Source organism: Cupriavidus sp. FW305-46 (assembly GCF_058787075.1).
Window position 1 is genome coordinate 37,843 of the sequence record NZ_JBYSZI010000043.1, and the last position, 23,452, is coordinate 61,294.

A 23,452-nucleotide genomic window follows, 5' to 3' on the forward strand; every position below is an offset into this window, starting at 1 on the left:
GGCTGCGCTTGCTTAGCTGGCTGCGCCGCTGCGCAGTTCTTCCACCAGTGCGATGTACTGCTCCATCGCCTGTTCGCGCGCGGTGCCGCGCAGGGCTTCCCAGGCTTCAAACTTGTAGCGGCCGACAAAGTCGGTCATGCCGGGCTTGTCGCCGTGGGCATCGCCTTCGCTGCCTTGCTTGAACAGGGCGTACAGGCGCAGCAGGGACATGTTGCTGGGGCGCTCGCTCAGTTGCTTGACGTTGATCTGGGCCTGGTCGAAGCGTGCCTGCAGGTCGCTCATGGGGGTTCCTCCGGGTGTGCTGTCTGGATTGCGAAAGTGCAGGCCGATGATAGCCGCCCGGCGGCGCCGCGCCGTCCGTATAAAACCGAAGAAGCCCTCGATTCCGGGCGTCACCGGATACAATCGCGCCATGTCCTGGATTCTTGCTGTTGAAACTTCTACAGAGTGGTGCTCGGTCGCGCTCGGACGTGCGGTGCCGGGTGCCGGAGTCGAGTGCCTGGTGCGCCATGAGCACACTGGTGCACGCTCGTCGGCACGCGTGCTGCCGGCTGCCGGCGAGCTGCTGGCCGAAGCCGGCATCGCGCTGGCGGACTGCGCCGCGATTGCCTTTGGCGCCGGCCCGGGCTCGTTCACCGGCCTGCGCACCGCCTGCGGCGTGGCGCAGGGGCTGGCCTTCGGCGCCGGGCTGCCGGTGGTTCCGGTCAATACCCTGATGACCTGCGCCGAGCGCGCGCGCGCCGCTACTCCGGCGCTGCCGGACGACACCGCGGTGCTGGTGGCGCTGGATGCGCGCATGGATGAAGCCTATTCCGCTGCTTTCCGCTGGCATGCCAGCGCGCGGGAATGGGCACAAGTCACGCCGATGCAGGTCAGCGCGCCGGAAACCGTGCCGCTGCCCGACGGCGAATACTGGCTGGCCGGCAACGCCTCGACGGTGTTCGGCGAGCGGCTGGCGGGCCTGGCGCGCGCCGCGCGCGTGCTGCCGGAGGCGATGCCCGACGCGCAGCCGATGGTCGCGATTGCACTGCGCGCACTGGCGCGCGGCGAGGCCATCGACGCCGACCAGGCCATGCCGATCTACTTGCGCGACAAGGTCGCCCAGACCATCGCCGAACGCGAAGCCGCCGCTGCCGCCCGTGCCGCGGCCCAGGCCGGGAGCGCATCGTGAGTGCAGCCTATCCGCTCGATCCCCGCAACCACTGGCCGACCGTGCCGGCCATGCCGGTGCTGCCGGACGGCTGGGCGCTGGGCCGCATGAGCGCGCTCGACCTGGCGGCCGTGGCGGGCATCGAGGCACGTGCCTACAGCCATCCGTGGACCCGCGGCAATTTCGAGAACTCGGTCAAGTCCGGGCATCTCGGCCTGACGCTGCGCGACCCGGCCGGCACGCTGGTGGCCTACGCCGTGCTGATGCCGGTGGTCGATGAAATGCACCTGCTCAATATCACCGTCGAGCCGCGGCGCCAGCGCCAGGGGCTGGGGCGGCTGATGCTGGCGGTGGTGCTGGCCACCTCGCACGCGCACCGCATCCATACCATGCTGCTGGAAGTGCGGCCGTCCAATACCGGCGCGATCGCGCTGTACCAGGCGGCGGGGTTTGCCGAGATCGGGCGCCGCAAGGGCTATTACCCGGCCCTGGGCAGCAAGCGCGAGGACGCGCTGGTGCTGCGCCGCAGCTGGCCGGCCGAGTCCGCCGCCAATGAAGGCACGGAGGGCAGGGCATGAGCCGCCGCGCACAGTTCCTGGAAGTCCTGGGCATCCCGACCGAATGGGTGCCGCGCGAGCGCGCGGATGCGCAGGCAGAGGCGGCGCCGGAGGTGGCCGTGGCGCAGGCAGCGATGCCTGTGGCGGAGGCGCCTGTGGCCGAGGTTGCCGCGGTGGTTGCCGCCCCGGCTGCGGAACCCGCCGTGCCGGTGCCGGCGCCAGTGGCGCCGCCGGTCTCCCGGGCGCCGGTTGCGCCTGCTCTGGTTCCCGCTGGCCCGGAACCCGGCTCGGCGCAAGCAGACCGCGAAGCCGTCATCGCCAGCATGGAATGGCCGGCGCTGGACGCCGCCGTGGCCGGCTGCACCGCGTGCGGCCTGTGCCAGAACCGCACCAATACCGTATTCGGCGTGGGCGACCGCCAGGCCGAATGGATGCTGGTGGGCGAAGCCCCCGGCGAGAACGAAGACCTGCAGGGCGAGCCCTTCGTGGGCCAGGCCGGCAAGCTGCTCGACAATATGCTCGGCGCGCTCGGGCTGGCGCGCGGGCGCAATGTGTTTATCGCCAACGTGCTCAAGTGCCGCCCGCCCGGCAACCGCAACCCGGAGCCCGAGGAGGTGGCGCAGTGCGAGCCGTTCCTGCGCCGCCAGATCGCGCTGGTGAAGCCCAGGGTGATCGTGGTCCTGGGCCGCTTTGCGGCGCAGTCGCTGCTGCGCACCGCCACCCCGATCGGCAAGCTGCGCGGCACCGTACATAGCTATGAAGGCATCCCCGTGGTGGTGACCTACCATCCGGCTTACCTGCTGCGCACCCTGACCGACAAGGCGCGCGCCTGGGAAGACCTGTGCCTGGCCAGGGAGGTCCATGACCGTGCGGGAGCTGGGGCCTGATCTCTCCCTGACCAGCGGCGGCGACGGCAACAGGCCGTCGGGCCCGCCACTGTGGCGCCGCGCTGCGTCGGCGCGCACGCGCGACCTGGCCTGGACCACGCTCTCGCCGCCGCTGCTGGCGGCGGTGCCGGGCGCGGCCCCGGCGCGCTGGCCCGCCGGCACGCTGGCCGCCTGGCAACACTGGCTGGAAGCCGCTGACCCCGCCACGCTGCCCGCCACCATCGACGAACTGGCCGACGGCCACGCCGCCCCCTCCGCCGACGATCCCGACCAGGACCCCGCCAGCCGCAGCCTGCGCCTGGGCCGCCATGCCGAGCGGCTGCTGCATTTTGCGCTGCGCCATATGCAGGGGCTGTCGCTGCTGGCCGCCAACGTGCCGGTGCGGCGCGCCGGGCGGCAGGGTATCCGCACGCTGGGCGAACTGGACTTTATCTGGCGCGAGCAGGCGTCGGGCGCGGTGGTCCACTGGGAGATGGCGGCCAAGTTCTACCTGATGGCGCCTGGCGACAGCCAGGTGGCGCGGGCGCAGGATTTCGTCGGCCCGAACCTGGTCGACCGCCTTGGCGACAAGCTGGGCCACATCGTGCACCGCCAGCTCCCCCTTGGCTGCACCGCGGAGGCACAGGCCCTGCTGGGACATATGGTGGACCGCAGCGAGGTCTACCTGCTGGGCTGGCTGTTCTATCGCGATGGCCGGGTGCCGCCGGGGCTGGATGCGCTGGGCATCGCGCCAGACCATTTGCACGGCTGGTGGTCCACGCTCGATGACTGGGCCGCCCGCGCTGCCGCGCGGCCCGGCTTGCGCTGGTGCCGCCTGCCGCGTACCGGCTGGCTGTCGGGCGCGCTGGTGCCCGAATCCGGCACGGAAGAAGTCGGCGCGCTGCGCGCGATGCTGGCGCAGCGCTTTGCCGACCCGCGCCATGACCACGGCTGGCGGCGCGAATCGCCGGTGATGCTGTGCGAACTGGAACCGGCCGGGCCGGAGGCGCCGGGCTGGTGGCGCGAATGCTCGCGCGGGTTCGTGGTGCCACCGGGGTGGGAGGAGCGGGCGCTGGCGCGGGCGGCGGAGCCGCCAAGGCCAGGGCCGCAGGCCGCGCAGGACGCGGCCTGACACTCGCTGCGCCGGCTAGTGGTGCTTGTCCTCGCCGATCATCGCCAGCGAGTTGAAGGTGCGCGCGTTGTACTTGTGCAGCTTGAGCACCAGCGCCATGGTCACGCAGATAAACAGGCCCAGTGCGACGATGACCACGCCGATCGGCACGTTCAGCTTGATCAGCAGCGCATACAGGCACAGCATCAGCAGCACCGAGACGTTCTCATTGAAGTTCTGCACCGCGATGGAGTGGCCGGCCGACAGCAGCACGTGCCCGCGGTGCTGCAGCAGCGCGTTCATCGGCACCACGAAGTAGCCCGACATGGCGCCCACCACCATCAGGAATACATAGGCGATGGCCATGTACAGCGGCATATGCATGCCCAGCACGTCCAGCGTGACATTGGGCATCGCATCCTTGGTGTAGAACGCCATGATCATCACGGTGGCGCCCATGGCCACGCCAAAGGGCAGCACCGACAGCGACTTGCGCAGCGGGATGCGCGCCGCGGCCAGGATCGCGCCCACGGCCACGCCCACGGCCACCACGGCCTGCAGCAGCGCGCCCTGGGACAGGTTCAGGCCCAGCGATTTCTCGGCCCACTTCAGCACGATGAACTGCAGCGTGGCGCCCACGCCCCAGAACAGCGTGGTCACCGCCAGCGAGATCTGGCCCAGCTTGTCGCGCCACAGCGCCACGAAGCAGTCGCCGAACTCGGCGATCAGCCTGATCGGGTTCTTTTCCTGCGCCGGATAGCGGGCGCCGGTATCGGGGATAAACAGGTTGAAGATCGAGGCGACCACGTAGAACAGCATGATCACCACCATCGCGGCCTCGGCCGGGGTGTCGATCCCGGTGTTCAGGAACGGCACATCCAGTTGCAGCAGCATGCCTGACACGTGCACGGAAATCAGCGCGCCGCCGACCACGGTGCCCAGGATGATCGAGCCCACCGTCAGGCCTTCGATCCAGCCGTTGGCCAGCACCAGTTTCTCCGGCGGCAGCAGCTCGGTCAGGATGCCGTACTTGGCCGGCGAGTACGCCGCCGCGCCGAATCCCACCACGCCATACGCCAGCAGCGGGTGCAGCCCGAACATCATGATGGCGCAGCCGACCACCTTGATGGCGTTGGTGATGAGCATCACCCGCCCCTTGGGCATGGAATCGGCAAAGGCGCCGACGAAGGCGGCGAGAACGACGTAGGAAAGAACGAAGAACAGCTTGAGCAGCGGAGTCATCCACTGCGGGGAATGCAATTCGGTGAGAAGGGCGATGGCGGCGATCAGTAAGGCATTGTCGGCCAGCGAAGAAAAAAACTGCGCGGCCATGATGGTGTAAAAACCCTTCTTCATGCTGTCGACTTTTTCTCCATCGCGAGCTCCGCTCAGGTTGGCCAGGCTGGCGCCCACCGGGGAGGCCATGGTTTGCAGGGAACCTTGTGCCGCGGCCGTGTCGAATTGTGTCTGTGGTGCTGCGCTGCGGCGCCTTGAGGCTTGCCTGACAGTCATTGACATAATGCTTCGCTTTTAGAACATGGCCGGAGCGTCCGGCTTTATATCACGAAAACATGACATTCCCGAACCCCGGCAAGGGCTCTTTTTGACAGCGGATTGCCGCGCCGATTCCCCAATGACCCCCGGCAACGGCATCTGAATGTGTTCAAATAACGACTGCGATCGCGACCAGCCGACCAGGTCTTCCCTGATCTGGTGCGTGGTCGAACCGATATGGTGACTGGGATACACGGGCCTGCCAATTCCGCACATTCCCGCATGCCAGTCGCCGCAACATGCTGCTGCACACCGACAGGTGACGTTTGCGCCATCGATACTGAGACAGAGCCGTCCTTCCAGCGCCCGCGCGGCCGCCCATGCCGTCAGCGCCGCCTGCTTGCTCGTCCGCTTCCTGAGATGTGACTTCCATGCCAAGACCCATCCACGCTGTCATCCACCAACCCGCCCTGGCCAACAATCTCGACATCATCCGCCGCAAGGCGCCGGAGTCGCGCATCTGGGCGGTGGTCAAGGCCAATGCCTACGGCCACGGCATCCGCCGCGTCTTTGCCGCCCTGCGGGGCGCCGACGGTTTCGGCCTGCTGGACCTGAACGAGGCCGTGCTGCTGCGCGACCTTGGCTGGCAGGGCCCGATCCTGCTGCTGGAGGGCTTCTTCCAGCCGCAGGACGTTGCCGTCATCGAACAATACCGCCTGACCACCGCGATCCATTGCGACGAGCAACTGCGCATGCTGGAAAGCGCACGCGCCAAGGGGCCGCTGGCAATCCAGCTCAAGCTCAATACCGGCATGAACCGGCTCGGCTTCCATCCGGCCGCTTACCGTACCGCCTGGGAGCGCGCACGCGCCATGCCCTGCGTGGGCAGTATCGTCCATATGACGCATTTTTCCGATGCGGATAGTGCCCGAGGCATCGCCCACCAGATCGAGGCCTTCGACGCCGCCACGGCCAACCTGCCGGGCGAGGCCAGCCTGTCGAACTCGGCCGCGGTGCTGTGGCACCCGCAGGCGCACCGCGCCTGGGTGCGCCCGGGCATCATCCTGTACGGCGCCTCGCCGACCGGGCGCGATGCCGATATTGCCGGCACCGGCCTGCAGCCCGCCATGTCGCTGCACAGCGAACTGATCTCGGTGCAGGACCTGCAGCCGGGCGATACCGTCGGCTACGGCTCCTTGTTCACCGCCGAGCGGCCGATGCGCATCGGCGTGGTGGCGTGCGGCTATGCCGACGGCTACCCGCGCCATGCGTCGGGCTGGGGCGAGCAGCGCGCGCCGGTGCTGGTCGATGGCGTGCGCACCGAACTGGTCGGGCGCGTGTCGATGGACATGCTGTGCGTGGACCTGACCCCGTGCCCGAAGGCCAGGGTCGGCAGCCCGGTCACGCTGTGGGGCCAGGGCCTGCCGATCGACGAGGTGGCGCAGGCCAGCGGCACGGTGGGCTATGAGCTGATGTGCGCGCTGGCGCCGCGCGTGCCGACCTCGGTGGCGACGATCACGGCCTCGGACAGCGCCGCGCCTGCCGTGGCCTGATCCGGGGCGCTGGTGCGGGCGCAGGCCCGCGCACTTACCATCTGCCGGCCGGGCCACTTGTGGGCCCGGCTCGTTTTTTCCTGCAAGGACATCCGTTGGCCAAGACCAAGACTGTCTATACGTGTACTGAATGCGGCGGCACCACGCCGCGCTGGGCCGGCCAGTGCCCGCATTGCCAGCAGTGGAACACGCTGGTGGAGACGGTGGCCGAGTCCGCCGCGAACAAGCGCTTCCAGCCGCTGGCCGCCTCGGCCACGGTGCGCAAGCTGTCGGAGATCGATGCCGCCGACGTGCCGCGCTTCTCCAGCGGCATCGATGAATTCGACCGCGTGCTGGGCGGCGGCCTGGTGTCGGGCGGGGTGGTGCTGATCGGCGGCGATCCCGGCATCGGCAAGTCCACGCTGCTGCTGCAGGCCCTGGCCAACCTTGCGGGCCAGCGCCGCGTGCTCTACGTCAGCGGCGAAGAATCCGGTGCGCAGATCGCGCTGCGCGCGCAGCGGCTGGGCGTGGAAAGCCCGTCGCTGGGGCTGCTCGCCGAAATCCAGCTGGAGAAGATCCAGGCCACGCTGGAAGTGGAAAAGCCCGAAGTCGCGGTGATCGACTCGATCCAGACGTTGTACTCAGAGGCGTTGACCTCCGCGCCGGGCTCGGTGGCGCAGGTGCGCGAATGCGCGGCGCAGCTGACGCGCATTGCCAAGAGCAGCGGCATCACCATCATCCTGGTCGGCCATGTGACCAAGGAAGGCAGCCTGGCCGGTCCGCGCGTGCTGGAGCATATCGTCGATACGGTGCTGTATTTCGAGGGCGATACCCATTCGTCGCACCGGCTGATCCGCGCCTTCAAGAACCGCTTCGGCGCGGTCAATGAGCTGGGCGTGTTTGCCATGACCGAGCGCGGCCTGCGCGGCATCAGCAATCCGTCGGCGCTGTTCCTGTCGCAGCACGAAGAGACCGTGCCGGGCTCGTGCGTGCTGGTGACGCAGGAGGGCACGCGTCCGCTGCTGGTGGAGATCCAGGCGCTGGTCGATACCGCCCATGTGCCCAACCCGCGCCGGCTGGCGGTGGGCCTTGAGCAGAACCGGCTGGCGCTGCTGCTGGCCGTGCTGCACCGGCACGCGGGCATTGCCTGCTTTGACCAGGACGTGTTCCTGAACGCGGTGGGCGGGGTCAAGATCACCGAACCCGCCGCCGACCTCGCGGTGCTGCTGTCGATCCATTCATCAATGCGCAACAAGCCGCTGCCGCGCGGCCTGGTGGTGTTCGGCGAAGTCGGCCTGGCCGGCGAGATCCGGCCCAGCCCGCGCGGGCAGGAGCGGCTGAAGGAAGCCGCCAAGCTGGGCTTTACGATCGCCGTGATTCCCAAGGCGAACGCGCCCAAACAGAGGATCGACGGGCTCGAAGTGATCGCGGTGGAACGCATCGAGCAGGCCATCGACCGCGTGCGCCATCTGGACTGAGCCATGGACGACGGCATCGCCTTCGAGACCGAACGCCTGCGGCTGCGCCAGTGGCGCGAGGCGGACTATGCGCCGTTTGCCGCGCTCAATGCCGATGCGCAGGTGATGCGCTATTTCCCTGCGCCGCTGGCGCGTGCTGAAAGCGATGCGATGGCCGACCGCTGCCGCAGCCTGATCGCAGCGAAGGGATGGGGCGTCTGGGTGGCGGAGCGCAAGGCGGACGGTGTTTTCCTGGGGTTTGTCGGACTGCACGAACCCACCGCGGCGCTGCCGTTCGCGCCTTGCGTGGAGATCGCCTGGCGCCTGGCGCGGCACGCCTGGGGCAGCGGCTACGCGACCGAGGCGGCACGCGGCGCGCTTGCCTGGGGCTTTGAGCGGCTGGGGCTGGATGAGATCGTGTCCTTCACGACACTCGCCAACGCCCGCTCGCGGGCGGTCATGGAAAGGCTCGGCATGCGTGAGGATGCCGTGGGTTTCGAGCATCCCGCGTTGCCGCAAGGGCACCCCTTGCGGCCCCACTGCCTGTACCGTTTGCCGCGCACGGCGTGGCAGGCAGCCGGCGCATAGCACACCTGCGTCAATCCGCCACAGGGCAGGGGGCTTGCGCTGCGTGTGACGCCAACTGCAGGCGCTGCAAAATAGGTAATAATGCGCAGCAATGCCGCGCCATCAACCGACGGCAGCGCTTACCGGATTACCTGATCACCCACTATGCAAGCCAACTCTCGCGCCTATTTCCTGCTGATCGCCCTCGTTTCCTTCGGCCTGGTCGGCGTTGCGCTCTACCTGCAGTTTGAAAAGGGCTACCAGCCTTGCCCGCTCTGCGTGATGCAGCGCTTTGCCTTTATCGGCATCGGCATCTTCTCGCTGCTGGCCGCGGTGGCGCAGAACACGCGCTCGCTGTGGCAGGGCCTGGGCATGCTGTCCGGCATCGCCGGGATTGCGGTGGCGGTCTACCACGTGTCGCTGCTGCTCAATCCCAAGGCCAGCTGCGGCATCGATCCGCTGGAGAACTGGGTCAACGCGCTGCCGACTGCCAAGGCGCTGCCGCAGGTGTTCTACGCGGATGGCCTGTGCACCGCGCCGCTGCCGCCGGTGCTGGGGCTGTCGGTGCCGGCATGGTCGCTGATCTGGCTGTTTATCCTGACGCTGACGCTGGCGGTGGGGTTGATCCGGCGCGAGAAGAATTTCCGCTGAGTGGTGAACTGATAAGGAAACCGGCGCACCAGGCGCCGGTGTTTGTTTGATGCAACGGATTTTCGAGCAGCGCTGGTTTGCTTTGACGTAGTCGGGTAGTACCTGTTGCGCAGGGCCAGCCACAGTAGCTTGATCGCCGCCGCCACGGCCCGGCACTCCTTCCTGCTGGCGTATTCCAGGCTGTTGCGGATCAGATGCACGATGCAGGACTGCAGCCTCGTTTGGGGGAACACGGCGTTCAGGGCCTGTTCCATGCCCTTGAGGCCGTCTGCCACCGCAGTCAGGATATCCCGGGTGCAGTGGTCCGGCTTGCCACTACTCCGTCTCGCTCTTAGCAAGTTGAGAGCGCCTTCTGAAACTATTCGATATTATTTCCCGGGGCCTGAAGTATGCTTTGTCCATGCAGGCCGCTGCCACCACTTCCCTCGACCAGCTCCGAAGGGAGGGCCTGTGACTGGGCGACGGAAATCCTGGTTTCATTCTTGAAGCATCTACTGATGTGCCGTGCCAACTGTGGAGCCGCATATTTTGCGCCATAGATGAAACGCAGAGCAGGCCCAAAGCTCAGCGCGGCGGCCGGCCCAACCACATATAGGTCGCGTACATTGGTTTCGAAATTGCGCGTCAGACTTGGCGAGCCGTCAATGAGTGAAAGCGAATTCAAGAGTTCCTGGGAAATGAAGGAATGTCTGGCCATGTCAACCTTGAACCCCGTCGCGACAACAACATGATCAGCGCTAATGCAGGACGTTTCGTTCCTGGTCGCGACCTGCAGAACTACCTGACCATTCTTGACTTCGGCCTGCCTGATTTCAGTCTGAGTCAAGATATCAATCTTGCCATCCACGCGATTGCGCAGCCACCAGGCACCCGACGGTCCCCACCCAGTCTCTAGAGTTCTCATGCGGCGCTCAAGATTCATCATGTGGAAGACAATAGGGTACTCGGACACCAAGAAGGAAGACAAAAGAGCGCTCGGAGTATTCGACTGCCAACCGCGTCCTATCCCGACGTGCGATCTCAGTAGCCTTGAGATACCCCCGCGGGAGGTACGCGGTTCATTACTCCAATTCACAGTCGCACCGCGCACGAGTAAGCGAACCCGCGCTCCGATCTCGCTCAACAGTGCTGCGAGCCCGATTGCCGACTGACCTCCGCCCACAACGACGATGTTCTTGTTCTTAGCCCATTCCAGACTCCCGAATTCGCTGGAGTGAACCACGTAAGGTGTCGGCATGCCCTGTAGTGCCGGAGGCATTTGCGAAAATCCCTTCAGACCCAAAGCCATTACCACGCGCCGCGCCGCCAGGGAACTGCCGTCGCCCAGGGCCAGCCGGAAGAATGCATCCTTGCGGTGCATATCGACAACTTCCACTGCGCGAACATGACTGACCAACTGCGACTGAAACCAAAGCCCGTATTCCACGAAGAGCTCGAGCGGCAGGTGCATACCAATCGGTTTATATTCAATACGATTGCGACGGCAATATTCTTCAATCGTATAGCCTTCCCGCGGCGCATAGAGATTCGAGGCAAATCCTTCCGAGCGCAACAGCATGCCTGGAGGCATGAAATTCCTCCAGGCATGCATTGGTTTCCCAAGAATTTGATGAGGCACGCCAGCTGAGGTCAGGTAGGCCGAAACCGATAAGCCATAGGGACCAGCTCCGATGATAACCGTATCCGTCGACGAGATCATTATTGCTCTTCCCCTTAAACTTGCCTGGCTTGCGGAGCCGCGCAGTACGGACCACCGCATGATGCTGCGGTGCAGAAAATCATTCTTGAATCATTTTTCCGGTGCTGTCATGTCTTCGATAAAATCATGCCACTGAAAGTGCGAACCAAATAACCACAGGCATGGCGCGACCATAGTGCGGCGCCTTGAGAGATCAACCGCACTATTGACTTCACGATTGACCATCGGGCGCGCCAATCCAAGCAATTGAACAGTTGCGATCGCCCTATTCAGCGTGTCCAATAGATCAGCGTGGCGTGCTGCACAGCGATTTCCGATTGCTTCTATCGTGCCGTCCAGCCAGATTAAGGCAATCCAGAACCAGGCCGCCGTGTCATCTGTACGGGCGCGCACACTCGCTTTCTTGATTCTCTTTCGGGTGGCCGGACACAGCTTGCGCGCAGGCGCAGGTCGTCAGAGCCATGTATGCCATGGCGGACATAGTCGAATTCCTGGCGATGCAACCGTTCCAGCACCGGTGGCGCGGCGCAACGTGGCCTCGACCACATTTTGGTCCTTCACACGGAGGCTCGGCTTTGGTTAGATAGACGCCGGAGCGGAAATCCATTGTCTGTCAGGGGATGGCCATGAATGCCGCTGCGGGACGAACTGGGCGGATCGATCATGAAGCGTTTGTTCGACATAGTTTTCGCCTCCATGGCATTGCTCGTGCTGGCCATTCCGTTGCTGATCCTGGCTGGCGCAGTGCGATGGAAGCTGGGCAGTCCGGTGCTGTTTCGTGCAACACGTGCAGGCCTGGGTGCCAGGCCATTCGAAGTCGTGAAGTTCCGAACCATGACGGAAGAGCGAGGCCCTGATGACGAGCTCTTGCCGGATGATGACAGGCTCACGCCGTTCGGCAATTTTCTGCGCCGCTCCAGTCTCGATGAGCTGCCTCAGTTCTGGTGCGTTCTGGTGGGCGACATGAGTGTCATTGGTCCACGGCCTTTGCCGATGAAGTACCTGCCGTTCTACTCACCGGACCAGGCACGTCGTCATCTGGTCCGTCCCGGCATTTCCGGCTGGGCGCAGGTGAACGGGCGGAACTCTCTGAGCTGGGAAGATAAGTTTCACTTCGACACCTGGTATGTGGACCACTGCTCTTTCTGGCTGGATCTGAAGATCCTCTGGCTCACGGTGGGCACTGTCATGGACCGCCAGGGCATCAACGCCGCGGGGGATCTGACCGTGCCTTCATTTACAGGCAGCCCAGGCACCCAGTACGTCGCCAGCGAGTCCGAGGCCGCGCAGAAAGAAGAAGTTCCGATTCGCACGGCATGACGAGTGTTCATGCTGAATACCGCATGTTCTCCTTGTGACCATGCTTCTCTCGCGAAGAGATCGATGCCGTATCGTGGCAGTTCAGCTCGAACAAGACAAACTACCGGACCAGGAGGGGACGGCCGTTGGTGAGAGGCTGTGCCGGTGGGTGCTCAAAGGCGTGTTGCCACTACGTGAATTGGCGCACGTATCGTGCTTCTTTCCTGCCGGTGATTCTGATTAGATGGTACGTGGTACGGTTGGGCGCAGGACAATGGCCGCAGTTCTGGCGGGACGGCTTCGCGCGATCGGTGAACCCAGGTTCAAGGACTGCAAGGAAGAAAGTGCCGGCGCTCCAGCCGCAGGGCCGAAATCCGGTCCGACGAAAGCATCGAAAGACCTGTGAGGCTATGGCAGGGTCATTTTGATTGGAATGACATTGGGGTGAAGATGAACGTTCTTTTGACCTGCATAGGTAGACGGCGCTATCTGGTGGAGTATTTCAAGTCGGAGCTAAGCGGGACCGGCATGGTGCTTGGGGTGGACATGCAACGCGGCGCGCCGGCCGCGAGCGCATGCGACATGTTCTTGGTAGGCCCCGACGTCTTAGCGGATAACTACATCGACTTCCTGATCGATGTATGCAGGGTGCATCGGGTCTCGGCCCTCCTGTCGCTGAATGACTTGGAGCTCCCGCTCATTGCAGAGCACGCTCAACGGTTTCGGGAAATCGGAACGATACCGGTCATCTCGTCGGCAGGGGTCATTAACCTTTGCGCGGACAAGTTCCTGACTGCGCAGTTCGCCGAATCAATCGGGCTGTGCACGCCGCGCAGCTATGCGACCCTCGAAAGCGCAGAGCATGCCATTGCGACGGGCTCGGTAGCCTTCCCTCTGATTGTCAAGCCCCGCTGGGGCAGCGCAAGTTTTGGCATCTTCGTGGTCGAGGACCTGAACGAGCTTCGCTTCGCCCGTGCGTACTGCCAGCGGATCCTGCTGAAATCGATTTTCGCAAAGATGGGACAGCCAGGGATGGAGGTGCTGATCCAGGAAGTGATCTCGGGCCAGGAGTACGGGCTCGATATCTTCAACGATCTTGAGGCGAGGCCGATCGGGTTTGCGGTCCGCAAGAAGCTGTCGATGCGGGCGGGGGAGACGGACCGGGCGATCACTGTCGAAAGCGCGCCATTCAACGACCTGGCCACGCGAATCAGTCGCGAATTGCGGCACATCGGCAATGTCGACTGCGATGTGATCGAGCGCGACGGGCGTCAGTACCTGCTGGAGATGAATCCAAGATTCGGAGGAGGCTATCCCTTTACCCATATAGCGGGAGCCAACCTGGTGCGGATACTGCTGAATTGCGTGCGCGGCGGGCAGCAAGGGCAGGAAGTCCGCTATCAGGCCGGTATCGAACTGGCCAAGTGCGACTACCCGGTCGGCGTGGGAGCATGGGTTGAGGAGGGATAAAGGCAGGCGATAACGAGCAATGCAACAGGACGGAGCAGCCACACTCGTCCGAGATGGATCTTGAACCAGACTGTCGGCAAATCGCGGCGATTTCCGTGAGCGGTTGCGCGCTCATTTCCATGGCGCGCCGGGTCAATTCGGCAGCGCTGCTCGGTGTGAGCACAGCGAGGCAGATGCCCGGGAGCCGCCAGGCGACAGGTGCCGGCCAAATGCGTCCCCTCGTGAAGAGCGTCATCGGTCAGATGCTTGCCGACGCGCCATACACTGGACCTTTTTGACATTCCGATGTGCGAAACCAGACATTGTGCGGTTTGCACACCCGATAGATTGAGGGCTCGCGACCCGCCCGCCCCGGGCCGTCCACATTTCGCCACTCTTTGCAGGAGGCATATTGTGAACACTTCAAGCATACCGACCAAGCCTTTGCGCACTGTGTTGATGCAACGGCTGAAACAACGGCTCAAGCCGTACACGCCAGCCTGGTTGCTGAAATACCACCACGACCGGACCATCCGCAAAGACCGCGCCCTGTATCAGGGAAAGGCGCTTCGCGAGGTGTTTTCCCATGTCTACGAAACCGGGGGGTGGGGCGTGGCGAAGGACCACTCCGGGTTCTACAGCGGGAGCAGTTCTCATGATCCGGCGATCGTCGACACCTATGTCGAAGCCGTAACGGCCTACCTCGGCTCGTTGCCATACCGGCCAGACGTGGTTGACCTCGGTTGCGGCGATTTCAATGTCGGCAGCCGTATCCGGCCGGCTTGCGCACGCTACATTGCTTGCGACGTGGTCGAGGCAGTCATCCAGTCGAACCGCACCAGGTTCTCCAGTCTTGATGTGGACTTCCGGTGCCTCGACATCACAAGCGAGCTCTGGCCGAGAGGTGACGTCGTTTTCCTGCGCCAGGTGCTCGATCATCTGGACAACGCACGCATTGCCGGCGTGCTTGCCAGCCTGACGCCATACAAGAGCCTGATTCTGACTGAGTACTTGCCTCTGGCACCCGATTTCCCGCCAAATCTCGACAAGCCGATCGGTCCTGGTCTCCGGATTTGGGGGGCTATACCAAGCGGGATCGTGGTGACGGAGCCGCCGTTCGAGCTGAAAGCCTTGTCGACGCGGATACTCTGCGAGGTGCAGGACAACGTAGGCGTCATTCGTACCATCGCGTACGAACTGCCTCGGCAAACCTAACTGAACCTCTGCCAAGATGTAACGTGCCGTCCTTGACGGTGGCAAGGGATTTTGACGTAGGAGACCAGGGCCGGTTCGAGGGCCGGCAGCTCGGCAGCGACGGCCCAGGCGGCAGTTCGGGTCCGGTTAATTGGATGATCGGCGATGCGGCCCAGCACTTGGCGCGGGTAGTCTCGGTGCTGAGGCCGCTGAGCTGGCTGTGCCGATGAGCGTGTACCCACTGCGCCCGAAAAGAGGCGGTCACTGTTACGATACCTGGAGGTGGGATCGGCTCGGTAAAGTTTCAGGTCCTGCCAGTTGCGAATCCGCGGCATCAGCTTGATGCCAAGCAGGTAGGTAAAGGCGAAAACGGCGGCCGACTGCGCCTGGGTGTCGGCATGCACGGTGCCGGCCTCCACGCTCAAGCCTGTCTTGAGCGGGCCCTCGATGAGGTAGGCCTCCCACACGCCGACGCCGGGCGATGTAGTTGTCGGCAACATGGCGGTAGGCCACCGCTCCCATCTTGCGGTGGCGCAAGTGGTAACCCGCCGGCAGAGAATAATGTTGGCCAGAACGTCCATGGCCGTTTCCGTGACAAGCAGCGCCAAACTCCTGCCCCCCCAGACCGCGAGGCATCGCGCATCAGTGCTATCGTCCCCTCACGCAATCTGCTCGATCTGCTCCTGCAACTCCAGCCACTTCTCCTCCAGCGTCTCCAGCTCGCCATTGACCTCACCCTGGCGCTTGAGCATCTCCATCAACTTCGTCTTGTTGGCTTCGGCATAGCTGCTTTCATCGGCCATGAACTGGTCGATCTCCTCCTTGGCGGCCTGCAGTACCGCCATGCGCTTTTCCACCTTTTCCAGTTCCTTCGTCAACGGCTTGCGCAGTGCTGACAACCGCTGGCGCTCGTCGGCCTCGGCGCGGCGCTGGTCCTTGCGGTTGACCGCCGACGCGGCATCGCCGGCGTTCTCTGCCAGGTGCGCGGCAGTGGCGGCATTGCGCTTGGCCGCGGCCTGTTGCAGCAGCCAGTCGCGGTAGTCGTCCAGGTCGCCGTCGAACGGCTTGATGGTGCCGTCGGCCACCAGCATGAACTGGTCGGCGGTCGCGCGCAGCAGATGCCGGTCGTGCGACACCAGGATCAGCGTGCCTTCGAACTGTGCCAGCGCCATGGTCAGCGCCTCGCGGGTGTCGAGGTCCAGGTGGTTGGTCGGTTCGTCGAGCAGCAGCAGGTTGGGCTTCTGCCAGACGATCAGCGCCAGCGCCAGCCGCGCTTTCTCGCCGCCTGAGAACGGTTCGATCGGCGAAGTGGCCATGTCGCCGCGGAAGTTGAAGCTGCCGAGGAAGTCGCGCAGTTCCTGCTCGCGGGTATCGGGTGCCAGCCGCGCCAGGTGCTGCAGCGGCGAGTCGTGGTCGCGCAGCGTCTCCAGCTGGTGCTGGGCGAAGTAGCCGATCTGCAGGCCCTTGCCCAGGCGCAGGTTGCCCTTGAGCGGATCCTGCGTGCCCGCCAGCGTCTTGACCAGCGTCGACTTGCCCTGGCCGTTGGCGCCGAGCAGGCCGATGCGCTGGCCGTTCTGGATCGACAGCGCCAGGTTGTGCAGGATGGTGACGGGCGGCTCGGCCTCGGCATAGCCGCAGTCGACACCGTCGAGCACCATCATCGGGTTGGGCGCGGCGTCGGGTTCGCGGAACTCGAAGGCGAAGCCGGCGGCCACGTGCACCGGCGCCAGCCGCTCCATCTTTTCCAGCGCCTTGACGCGGCTCTGCGCCTGGCGCGCCTTGGTCGCCTTGGCCTTGAAGCGCGTGATGAACGATTCCAGGTGCGCGATTTCCTTCTGCTGGCGCACGTAGGCGGATTGCTGCTGTGCCATCTGCTGCAGGCGCAGGGTCTCGAACAGCGTGTAGTTGCCGCCGTAGCGGCGCAGTTGCTGGTTCTCGATATGCACGGTGACGTTGCAGATCGCATCGAGGAATTCGCGGTCGTGCGAAATCATCACCAGCGTGCCGGGATAGCGCGCCAGCCAGTCTTCCAGCCAGACGATGGCGTCCAGGTCCAGGTGGTTGGTCGGTTCGTCAAGCAGCAGCAGGTCGGACGGGCACATCAGCGCCTGTGCCAGGTTCAGGCGCATGCGCCAGCCGCCGGAGAACGAGGCCACCGGCTGCGACACCTGCGCCAGCGTGAAACCCAGGCCCAGTAGCAGGGCCTCGGCGCGCGCCGGGGCGGTGTAGCCGTCGGCGTCGGCAAAGGCGGCGTGGGCTTCGCCCTCGGCACTCCCGTCGCCGCTGGCCTGTGCGGCGGCGATGGCGGCTTCGATCTCGCGCAGGCGGGTGTCGCCATCGATCACGTAATCCACGGCGGTGCGGCTGACCGCAGGCGTTTCCTGCGCCACGTGCGCGACGCGCCACTGCGCCGGCACGATGACGTCGCCCCCGTCCGGATGCAGCTCGCCGCGCAGCAGCGCGAACAGCGTCGACTTGCCGCTGCCGTTGGCGCCGACGAGGCCCACGCGCTCGCCCGGGTTGAGCGTCACGCTGGTGTGGTCGAACAGCACCTTGGTGCCGCGCTGGAGGACTAGCTGGTCGATTCGGATCACGGGAGGGGGAAATGCCTGAGTGAAAAACAGAAAAAGCGCGCAGAAAGCGGGCAACCGCCGGGCCTGGTGCGCTGGCCGGCATTGTAGCGTTTCCGGTGCGCCGCACGCCTTGACGGTGCAAAACAGCTCGGCAACGTGCACCGCCAATGTGCCTTCGTGCCGCGGCGATTCAGGGATTACCCTTGGTCTCGCAAAACTCTATTTTCTTGTTCGTGCGTTGCGTGTAAATTCATTTTCACGAACACGGCGTGCACCAGACGACGTCCAGACCAACCGCTTCCACCATGCAAAAAGGCCACTCGATCTCAGACCGCATTGCGCGCAGCCTGCCGACGCTGACGCCGGCGCACCGCCGCATGGCGGAATACGTGTTGGCCAATCTGTTCCGCGCGGCGACCATGCGCATCGACGAATTTGCCGCGGCGGTGGAGGTGTCGGTGGCCACGGCCAACCGTTTTGCGCGGGCGCTGGGGTTCGACGGCTATCCGCAGTTCCGGGCCGAGCTGGTGCGCGGCTTCGAGGCCACGCTGGCTCCGGTGGAGCGGTTGCGCAGCGAGCTGGAGCGGCCCGCGACCGCGGCCGAAGTCTTTGCCGCCTCGCTCGAAGATGCCGCGGCCAACGCCGAAGCCACGCGGCGCGGCATCGACCCGGAGGCCTGCGAGCGCGCGGTCTCGGCGATCCTGGCGGCGCAGCGTGTCTACGTGGCCGGCTTCGGTGCCAGCGGTTTCCTGGCGGGCCTGCTGCAGCACGGGCTGGAAATGCACTGCCGCATGGTGACCTCGGTGGCGGGCGCCGGCGGCGCCTCGCATGCGGCGCGGCAGCTGTTCAAGCAGCAGCCGAGCGACCTGCTGATCGTGATTGCCTTCCCGCGCTACGTCACGGACACCATCGAACTGGCCGAGCGGGCCAAGTCGCGCGGCGGCCAGGTGCTGGCGCTGACCGACGGGCCGACCTCGCCGCTGGCGCCGCTGGCTGATATCGCGCTTTACGCGCAGGCCGGCAACCGGCTCTCGGCCAACTCCGATGCCACCGTGCTGGCGCTGATCGAGGCGCTGTGCGGCGCGGTGGCGCACCGGGCCGAGCGCCCGGTCAAGGCCGCCGCCGAAATGACCGAATTCCTGCTGCCGTGGCTGTACGGCGCGCCGGCCGCGGAGTCCGCCGGCCGTGCCGCGCCCGGCACCGCGCAGCCCACCGAACCCACGGCCGGCGCCAAGCGCGGCCGATCCTCCAACACCCGCAAGTCCTGAGCATTCACATGCAACCAGCAGTCATTGCCATCCACGGCGGCGCCGGCACCATCACCCGCGCGGCGATGGACGCCGCCCGCGAACGCGAATACATCGAAGCGCTGCAACACGTGCTGCAAGCCGGCCAGCGCATCCTGGCCGAGGGCGGCAGCGCGCTCGATGCGGTCACCGAGGCCGTGCGCCTGCTGGAAGAATGCCCGCTGTTCAACGCCGGCAAGGGTGCCGTGCTGACCCATGCCGGCACCTATGAGCTCGATGCCGCGGTGATGGACGGCGCCACGCTGGAAGCCGGCGCCGTGGCCTGCGTCACGCGCCTGCGCAACCCGGTGCTGGCCGCGCGCGCGGTGCTGGACCACAGCGAACACGTGCTCTTTGCCGGCGCCGGCGCCGAGGCCTTTGCGCAGGCGCAGGGGCTGGAACTGGTGGGCCCGGACTACTACTTCACGCAGGCCCGCCATGACCAGTGGCAGCGTGCGCTTGGCAACGCCGGCATGGCGCTGCTGGACCACGATGCCGCTGCGCTGGTGGCGCAAGGCAAGCCGCTGGCGCGCGACCCGATCGATCCGGACAGCAAGTTCGGCACTGTCGGCGCGGTGGCCTGCGACGGCCGCGGCAACCTGGCTGCGGCCACCTCCACCGGCGGCGTGACCAACAAGCAGGTGGGGCGCGTGGGCGATACCCCGGTGATCGGCGCGGGCTGCTATGCGGACGACGTGGCGGCCGTGTCTGCCACCGGCACCGGCGAGATGTTTATCCGCACCGTGGCCGCGCACGACGTGGCCGCGCAGATGCGCTATGCGGGCCTGTCGCTCGAGGAATCGGCGCGGCGCGTGGTGATGGAGAAGCTGCCGGCCATCAACGGCCGCGGCGGCCTGATCGCGGTGGACCGCGCCGGCAACGTCACGCTGCCTTTCAACACCGAAGGCATGTACCGCGGTTTCGCCCGGGTGGGCGAGGCCGTGAACGTGTCGATCTACGGCTGAGCGCCATCCCCCTGCATCACCCGGTAATACAAGGAGTTCCAGTGGCCACTTCCCCTATGCAAGCCTCCCAGTCCGGCATCGTGCTGCCACCGCAGCGCGTGGTCTCGGTGAACGGGCTGACCGTGCGCTTTGCCACGTCCGAGCGCACCGTCGAGGCCGTGCGCAACCTGTCCTTCCATGTCGACCGCGGCGAGACGCTGGCGGTGGTGGGTGAGTCGGGGTCGGGCAAGTCGGTGACGTCGCTGGCGCTGATGCGCCTGGTCGAGCATGGCGGCGGCAAGATCGCCTCCGGCAGCATGGCGCTGCGCCGGCGCGGCGGCGAGGTGATCGAGCTGGCGCGCGCGGATAACGCCACCCTGCGCAGCGTGCGCGGCGCCGACGTGGCGATGATCTTCCAGGAGCCGATGACCTCGCTCAACCCGGTGTTCCCGGTGGGCGAGCAGATCGCTGAATCGATCCGCCTGCACCAGGGCAAGAGCCGCGCCGCGGCGCGCGCCGAAGCGCTGCGCATGCTGGAGCTGGTGCGCATCCCCGAGGCGCGCCGCGTGCTGGAGCGCTATCCGCACCAGCTCTCCGGCGGCATGCGCCAGCGCGTGATGATCGCGATGGCGCTGTCGTGCAAGCCGGCGCTGCTGATCGCCGACGAGCCCACCACGGCGCTGGACGTGACCATCCAGGCCGAGATCCTCCAGCTGATCCGCGGCCTGCAGGCCGAGATGCACATGGGCGTGGTCTTCATCACCCACGACATGGGCGTGGTGGCCGAGGTCGCCGACCGCGTGCTGGTGATGTACCGCGGCGAGAAGGTGGAAGAGGGCACCTCGGACGATGTGTTCCGTGCCCCCGCCCATCCGTACACACGCGCGCTGCTGTCGGCGGTGCCGCGCCTTGGCGCCATGAGCGGCACCGACCTGCCGGCCAAGTTCCCGTTGCTGCAGCTGGGCAGCGCCAACCCTGAACCGGTCGCAGCGCAGGACACCGTTACCCCGGGCGTGGCGCCGATCCTGCGCGTGCAGGACCTGGTGACGCGCTTCGACGTCCCCGGCGGCCTGTTCGGCCGCGTCACGCGGCGCGTGCATGCGGTCGAGAAGGTCAGCTTCGACCTCTATCCCGGCGAGACGCTGGCGCTGGTGGGCGAGTCCGGCTGCGGCAAGTCCACCACGGGCCGCTCGCTGCTGCGCCTGGTGGAAAGCCAGAGCGGCACCATCGAGTTTGCCGGGCAGAACATCAGCAAGATGGAAGGGCCGGCGCTGCAGACCCTGCGCCGCAATATCCAGTTCATCTTTCAGGACCCGTTCGCCTCGCTCGATCCGCGCGTGCCGGTGGGTTACTCGATCATGGAGCCGCTGCTGGTGCACAAGGTCGCCAGCGGCAAGGAGGCAGAGCAGCGCGTGGCCTGGCTGCTCGACAAGGTCGGGCTGGATGCATCGCACGCGGCGCGCTATCCGCACGAGTTCTCCGGCGGCCAGCGCCAGCGCATCTGCATTGCGCGCGCGCTGGCGCTGAACCCCAAGGTGGTGGTGGCCGATGAGTCGGTGTCGGCGCTGGACGTGTCGATCCAGGCGCAGATCGTCAACCTGATGCTGGACCTGCAGCGCGAGCTTGGCATCGCCTTCCTGTTTATCTCGCACGACATGGCGGTGGTGGAGCGCGTGAGCCATCGCGTGGCGGTGATGTACCTGGGCCAGATCGTCGAGATCGGGCCGCGCCGCGCGATCTTCGAGAATCCGCAGCATCCGTACACCAAGAAGCTGATGTCGGCGGTGCCGATCGCCGACCCGGCGCGGCGCCACCTGCGGCGCGAGCCGCTCAACGACGAGATCCCCAGCCCGATCCGCGCGGTTGGCGACGAGCCGGTGGTGCAACCGCTGGTGCAGGTCGCCGGCAGCGGATCGCTCGGCCACTATGTCGCCCGGCATGCCGTCGGCGGCGCCTATTGAAGTCCTGGAAGTCACCAAGTTACCAAGGAGAATCGACGATGTCTGCACGTATGGTTTCGCCCCGATGGGTGGCCGGCGCCTTTGCCGCCGGCACGCTGGGCATGTTGGCTTCGGCCCCGGCCTTCGCCGCCAAGGATGCCGTGATGGCGGTGAGTTCGACCTTCACCTCGCTGGATCCGTACGATTCGAACGACACGCTGTCGCAGGCGGTTGGGAAGAGCTTCTACCAGGGCCTGTTCGGCCTGGACAAGGACATGAAGCTGGTCAATGTGCTGGCAGACAGCTACGACGTCAGCAAGGACGGCCTCACGTATACGATCAAGCTGAAGAAGGGCATCAAGTTCCACGACGGCACCACCTTCGATGCCGGCGCCGTCAAGGCCAACCTGGACCGCGTCACCAACCCGGCCAACAAGCTCAAGCGCTACACGCTGTTCAACCGTGTCGCCAGGACTGACGTGGTCGATGCCAATACGGTCAAGGTCACGCTGAAAGAGCCGTTCTCGCCGTTCATCAACGTGCTGGCGCACCCGTCGGCGGTGATGATCTCGCCGGCCGCGCTGCAGAAGTACGGCAAGGAAATCGCCTTCCACCCGGTTGGCACGGGCCCCTTCGAATTTGTCGAATGGAAGCAGCCCGACCACCTGAAGGGCAAGAAATTCGCAGGCTTCTGGAAGACCGGCTACCCGAAGATCGACACCATTACCTGGAAGCCGGTGGTCGACAACAACACCCGCGCCGCGATCATGCAGACCGGCGAGGCTGACTTTGCCTTCAGCATCCCGTTCGAGCAGGCCGCGGTGCTGAAGAACAGCGCCAAGGTGGATCTGATCGCCTCGCCGTCGATCATCCAGCGCTACCTGTCGCTGAACACCATGGTCAAGCCGTTCAACGACCCCAAGGTGCGCCAGGCCATCAACTATGCCATCAACAAGGACGCGCTGGCCAAGGTCGCCTTCGCTGGCTACGCGGTGCCGGCAGAAGGCGTGGTGCCGCCGGGCGTGGACTATGCCGAGAAGCTGGGCCCGTGGCCGTATGACCCGGCCAAGGCGCGCGCGCTGCTGAAGGAAGCCGGCTATCCGAATGGCTTCGAGACCACGCTGTGGTCGGCCTACAACCACACCACCGCGCAGAAGGTGATCCAGTTCGTGCAGCAGCAGCTGCAGCAGGTCGGCATCAAGGCCTCGGTGCAGGCGCTCGAGGCCGGCCAGCGCGTGGAGAAGGTCGAGAGCGTGCCCAAGCCGGAAGATGCCGGCGTGCGCATCTACTACGTGGGCTGGTCGTCGTCGACCGGTGAATCGGACTGGGCGCTGCGTCCGCTGCTGGCTTCGGAGTCGATGCCGCCCAAGCTGCTGAATACCGCGTACTACAAGAACGACCAGGTCGACGCCGATATCGCCGGCGCGCTGCGCACCACCGATCGTGGCGAAAAGGCGCGCCTGTACAAGGACGCCCAGGAACGCATCTGGAAGGATGCGCCGTGGGCCTTCCTGGTGACCGAGAAGGTGCTGTTTGCGCGCAGCAAGCGGTTGACCGGTGCGTATGTGATGCCGGATGGGTCGTTCAATTTTGAAGAGATCGATATCAAGCAGTGATAAGAGACCCCCAGCGGCGCTTCTCCCGCTGGTGGTTTGCTCCCCTCTCCCGCGAGCGGGAGAGGGG

At 65.5% G+C, this 23,452-nt stretch carries 20 protein-coding genes and 2 pseudogenes; 15 read left to right on the plus strand and 7 right to left on the minus strand.

The genetic code is table 11. The features are described from left to right. Positions 1-12: 12 nt before the first annotated feature. A complete protein-coding gene (locus AC3WON_RS20640) occupies positions 13-282 on the minus strand; it encodes an acyl-CoA-binding protein (RefSeq protein ID WP_492317886.1) in 270 nt (89 codons plus the stop codon). Between the two features lie 130 nt (positions 283-412). On the opposite strand from AC3WON_RS20640, the gene tsaB reads away from it, so the two are divergent. The 4 genes from tsaB to AC3WON_RS20660 are packed head-to-tail and all read left to right on the plus strand — an operon-like array spanning position 413 to position 3,705. Beyond that, the gene (tsaB, locus tag AC3WON_RS20645; RefSeq protein ID WP_492317885.1) at positions 413-1,171 is read left to right on the plus strand and encodes a tRNA (adenosine(37)-N6)-threonylcarbamoyltransferase complex dimerization subunit type 1 TsaB; all 759 of its coding nucleotides are present in this window, start codon (positions 413-415) and stop codon (positions 1,169-1,171) included. Next, the gene (rimI, locus tag AC3WON_RS20650) at positions 1,168-1,728 is read left to right on the plus strand and encodes a ribosomal protein S18-alanine N-acetyltransferase (RefSeq protein WP_492317884.1); all 561 of its coding nucleotides are present in this window, start codon (positions 1,168-1,170) and stop codon (positions 1,726-1,728) included. Before tsaB ends, rimI begins: the two co-directional genes overlap by 4 nt. Continuing rightward, entirely contained in the window at positions 1,725-2,594 is an 870-nt protein-coding gene (locus AC3WON_RS20655; RefSeq protein ID WP_492317883.1) for a uracil-DNA glycosylase, read from the plus strand. The genes rimI and AC3WON_RS20655 overlap by 4 nt, the downstream gene beginning before the upstream one ends. Beyond that, positions 2,569-3,705 (plus strand): DUF1853 family protein, encoded by a 1,137-nt coding sequence (locus AC3WON_RS20660; protein ID WP_492317882.1) that lies wholly within the window; start codon positions 2,569-2,571, stop codon positions 3,703-3,705. The genes AC3WON_RS20655 and AC3WON_RS20660 overlap by 26 nt, the downstream gene beginning before the upstream one ends. A gap of 15 nt (positions 3,706-3,720) precedes the next feature. On the opposite strand, the gene lplT is transcribed toward AC3WON_RS20660, so the two are convergent. Continuing rightward, complete coding sequence (gene lplT / locus AC3WON_RS20665; protein ID WP_492317881.1) at positions 3,721-5,040, minus strand: lysophospholipid transporter LplT; 1,320 nt, start codon at positions 5,038-5,040, stop codon at positions 3,721-3,723. 569 nt (positions 5,041-5,609) lie between these two features. Between lplT and alr the strand changes: the two genes are divergently transcribed. The 4 genes from alr (at position 5,610) to AC3WON_RS20685 (ending at position 9,385) form a co-directional block, all read left to right on the plus strand. Next, positions 5,610-6,731, plus strand: coding sequence for an alanine racemase (gene alr, locus AC3WON_RS20670; RefSeq protein WP_492317880.1), 1,122 nt, complete (start codon positions 5,610-5,612; stop codon positions 6,729-6,731). A gap of 95 nt (positions 6,732-6,826) precedes the next feature. After that, positions 6,827-8,188, plus strand: coding sequence for a DNA repair protein RadA (gene radA / locus AC3WON_RS20675; protein WP_492317879.1), 1,362 nt, complete (start codon positions 6,827-6,829; stop codon positions 8,186-8,188). Between the two features lie 3 nt (positions 8,189-8,191). Then, positions 8,192-8,755 (plus strand): GNAT family N-acetyltransferase, encoded by a 564-nt coding sequence (locus AC3WON_RS20680; protein ID WP_492317878.1) that lies wholly within the window; start codon positions 8,192-8,194, stop codon positions 8,753-8,755. Between the two features lie 144 nt (positions 8,756-8,899). Continuing rightward, positions 8,900-9,385, plus strand: coding sequence for a disulfide bond formation protein B (locus AC3WON_RS20685; protein WP_010810635.1), 486 nt, complete (start codon positions 8,900-8,902; stop codon positions 9,383-9,385). Positions 9,386-9,498: 113 nt separating this feature from the next. On the opposite strand, the pseudogene AC3WON_RS20690 reads toward AC3WON_RS20685, so the two are convergent. The 3 genes and pseudogenes from AC3WON_RS20690 to AC3WON_RS20700 form a co-directional block, all read right to left on the minus strand. Continuing rightward, positions 9,499-9,675, minus strand: a pseudogene (locus AC3WON_RS20690) (transposase); the annotation flags it as partial. A 68-nt stretch (positions 9,676-9,743) separates the two neighbouring features. Then, on the minus strand, positions 9,744-11,084 hold the full coding sequence (locus AC3WON_RS20695) for an NAD(P)-binding domain-containing protein (RefSeq protein ID WP_492317877.1): 1,341 nt from the start codon (positions 11,082-11,084) through the stop codon (positions 9,744-9,746). 90 nt (positions 11,085-11,174) lie between these two features. Next, a complete protein-coding gene (locus AC3WON_RS20700) occupies positions 11,175-11,477 on the minus strand; it encodes a hypothetical protein (RefSeq protein ID WP_492317876.1) in 303 nt (100 codons plus the stop codon). 270 nt (positions 11,478-11,747) lie between these two features. Between AC3WON_RS20700 and AC3WON_RS20705 the strand changes: the two genes are divergently transcribed. The 3 genes from AC3WON_RS20705 (at position 11,748) to AC3WON_RS20715 (ending at position 15,047) form a co-directional block, all read left to right on the plus strand. Beyond that, the gene (locus tag AC3WON_RS20705; protein WP_492317875.1) at positions 11,748-12,404 is read left to right on the plus strand and encodes a sugar transferase; all 657 of its coding nucleotides are present in this window, start codon (positions 11,748-11,750) and stop codon (positions 12,402-12,404) included. 429 nt (positions 12,405-12,833) lie between these two features. Continuing rightward, a complete protein-coding gene (locus AC3WON_RS20710) occupies positions 12,834-13,853 on the plus strand; it encodes an ATP-grasp domain-containing protein (RefSeq protein WP_492317947.1) in 1,020 nt (339 codons plus the stop codon). Between the two features lie 393 nt (positions 13,854-14,246). Further along, complete coding sequence (locus tag AC3WON_RS20715) at positions 14,247-15,047, plus strand: class I SAM-dependent methyltransferase (RefSeq protein ID WP_492352646.1); 801 nt, start codon at positions 14,247-14,249, stop codon at positions 15,045-15,047. 227 nt (positions 15,048-15,274) lie between these two features. On the opposite strand, the pseudogene AC3WON_RS20720 reads toward AC3WON_RS20715, so the two are convergent. Next, a pseudogene (locus AC3WON_RS20720) lies at positions 15,275-15,584 on the minus strand (Tn3 family transposase); the annotation flags it as partial. Positions 15,585-15,685: 101 nt separating this feature from the next. Continuing rightward, positions 15,686-17,620 (minus strand): ATP-binding cassette domain-containing protein, encoded by a 1,935-nt coding sequence (locus tag AC3WON_RS20725; RefSeq protein ID WP_492352647.1) that lies wholly within the window; start codon positions 17,618-17,620, stop codon positions 15,686-15,688. Positions 17,621-17,904: 284 nt separating this feature from the next. Between AC3WON_RS20725 and AC3WON_RS20730 the strand changes: the two genes are divergently transcribed. Genes AC3WON_RS20730 through gsiB form a run of 4 tightly spaced genes read left to right on the plus strand, consistent with a single transcriptional unit; the run spans position 17,905 to position 23,385 of the window. Continuing rightward, positions 17,905-18,867: a MurR/RpiR family transcriptional regulator gene (locus tag AC3WON_RS20730; RefSeq protein WP_492317872.1), complete on the plus strand. Its 963-nt coding sequence runs from the start codon at positions 17,905-17,907 to the stop codon at positions 18,865-18,867. A gap of 8 nt (positions 18,868-18,875) precedes the next feature. After that, a complete protein-coding gene (locus tag AC3WON_RS20735; protein WP_492317871.1) occupies positions 18,876-19,850 on the plus strand; it encodes an isoaspartyl peptidase/L-asparaginase family protein in 975 nt (324 codons plus the stop codon). A 56-nt stretch (positions 19,851-19,906) separates the two neighbouring features. Next, complete coding sequence (locus AC3WON_RS20740) at positions 19,907-21,790, plus strand: dipeptide ABC transporter ATP-binding protein (protein WP_492352650.1); 1,884 nt, start codon at positions 19,907-19,909, stop codon at positions 21,788-21,790. 38 nt (positions 21,791-21,828) lie between these two features. Next, complete coding sequence (gene gsiB, locus AC3WON_RS20745; RefSeq protein WP_492352648.1) at positions 21,829-23,385, plus strand: glutathione ABC transporter substrate-binding protein GsiB; 1,557 nt, start codon at positions 21,829-21,831, stop codon at positions 23,383-23,385. The last annotated feature ends 67 nt before the right edge of the window (positions 23,386-23,452 follow it).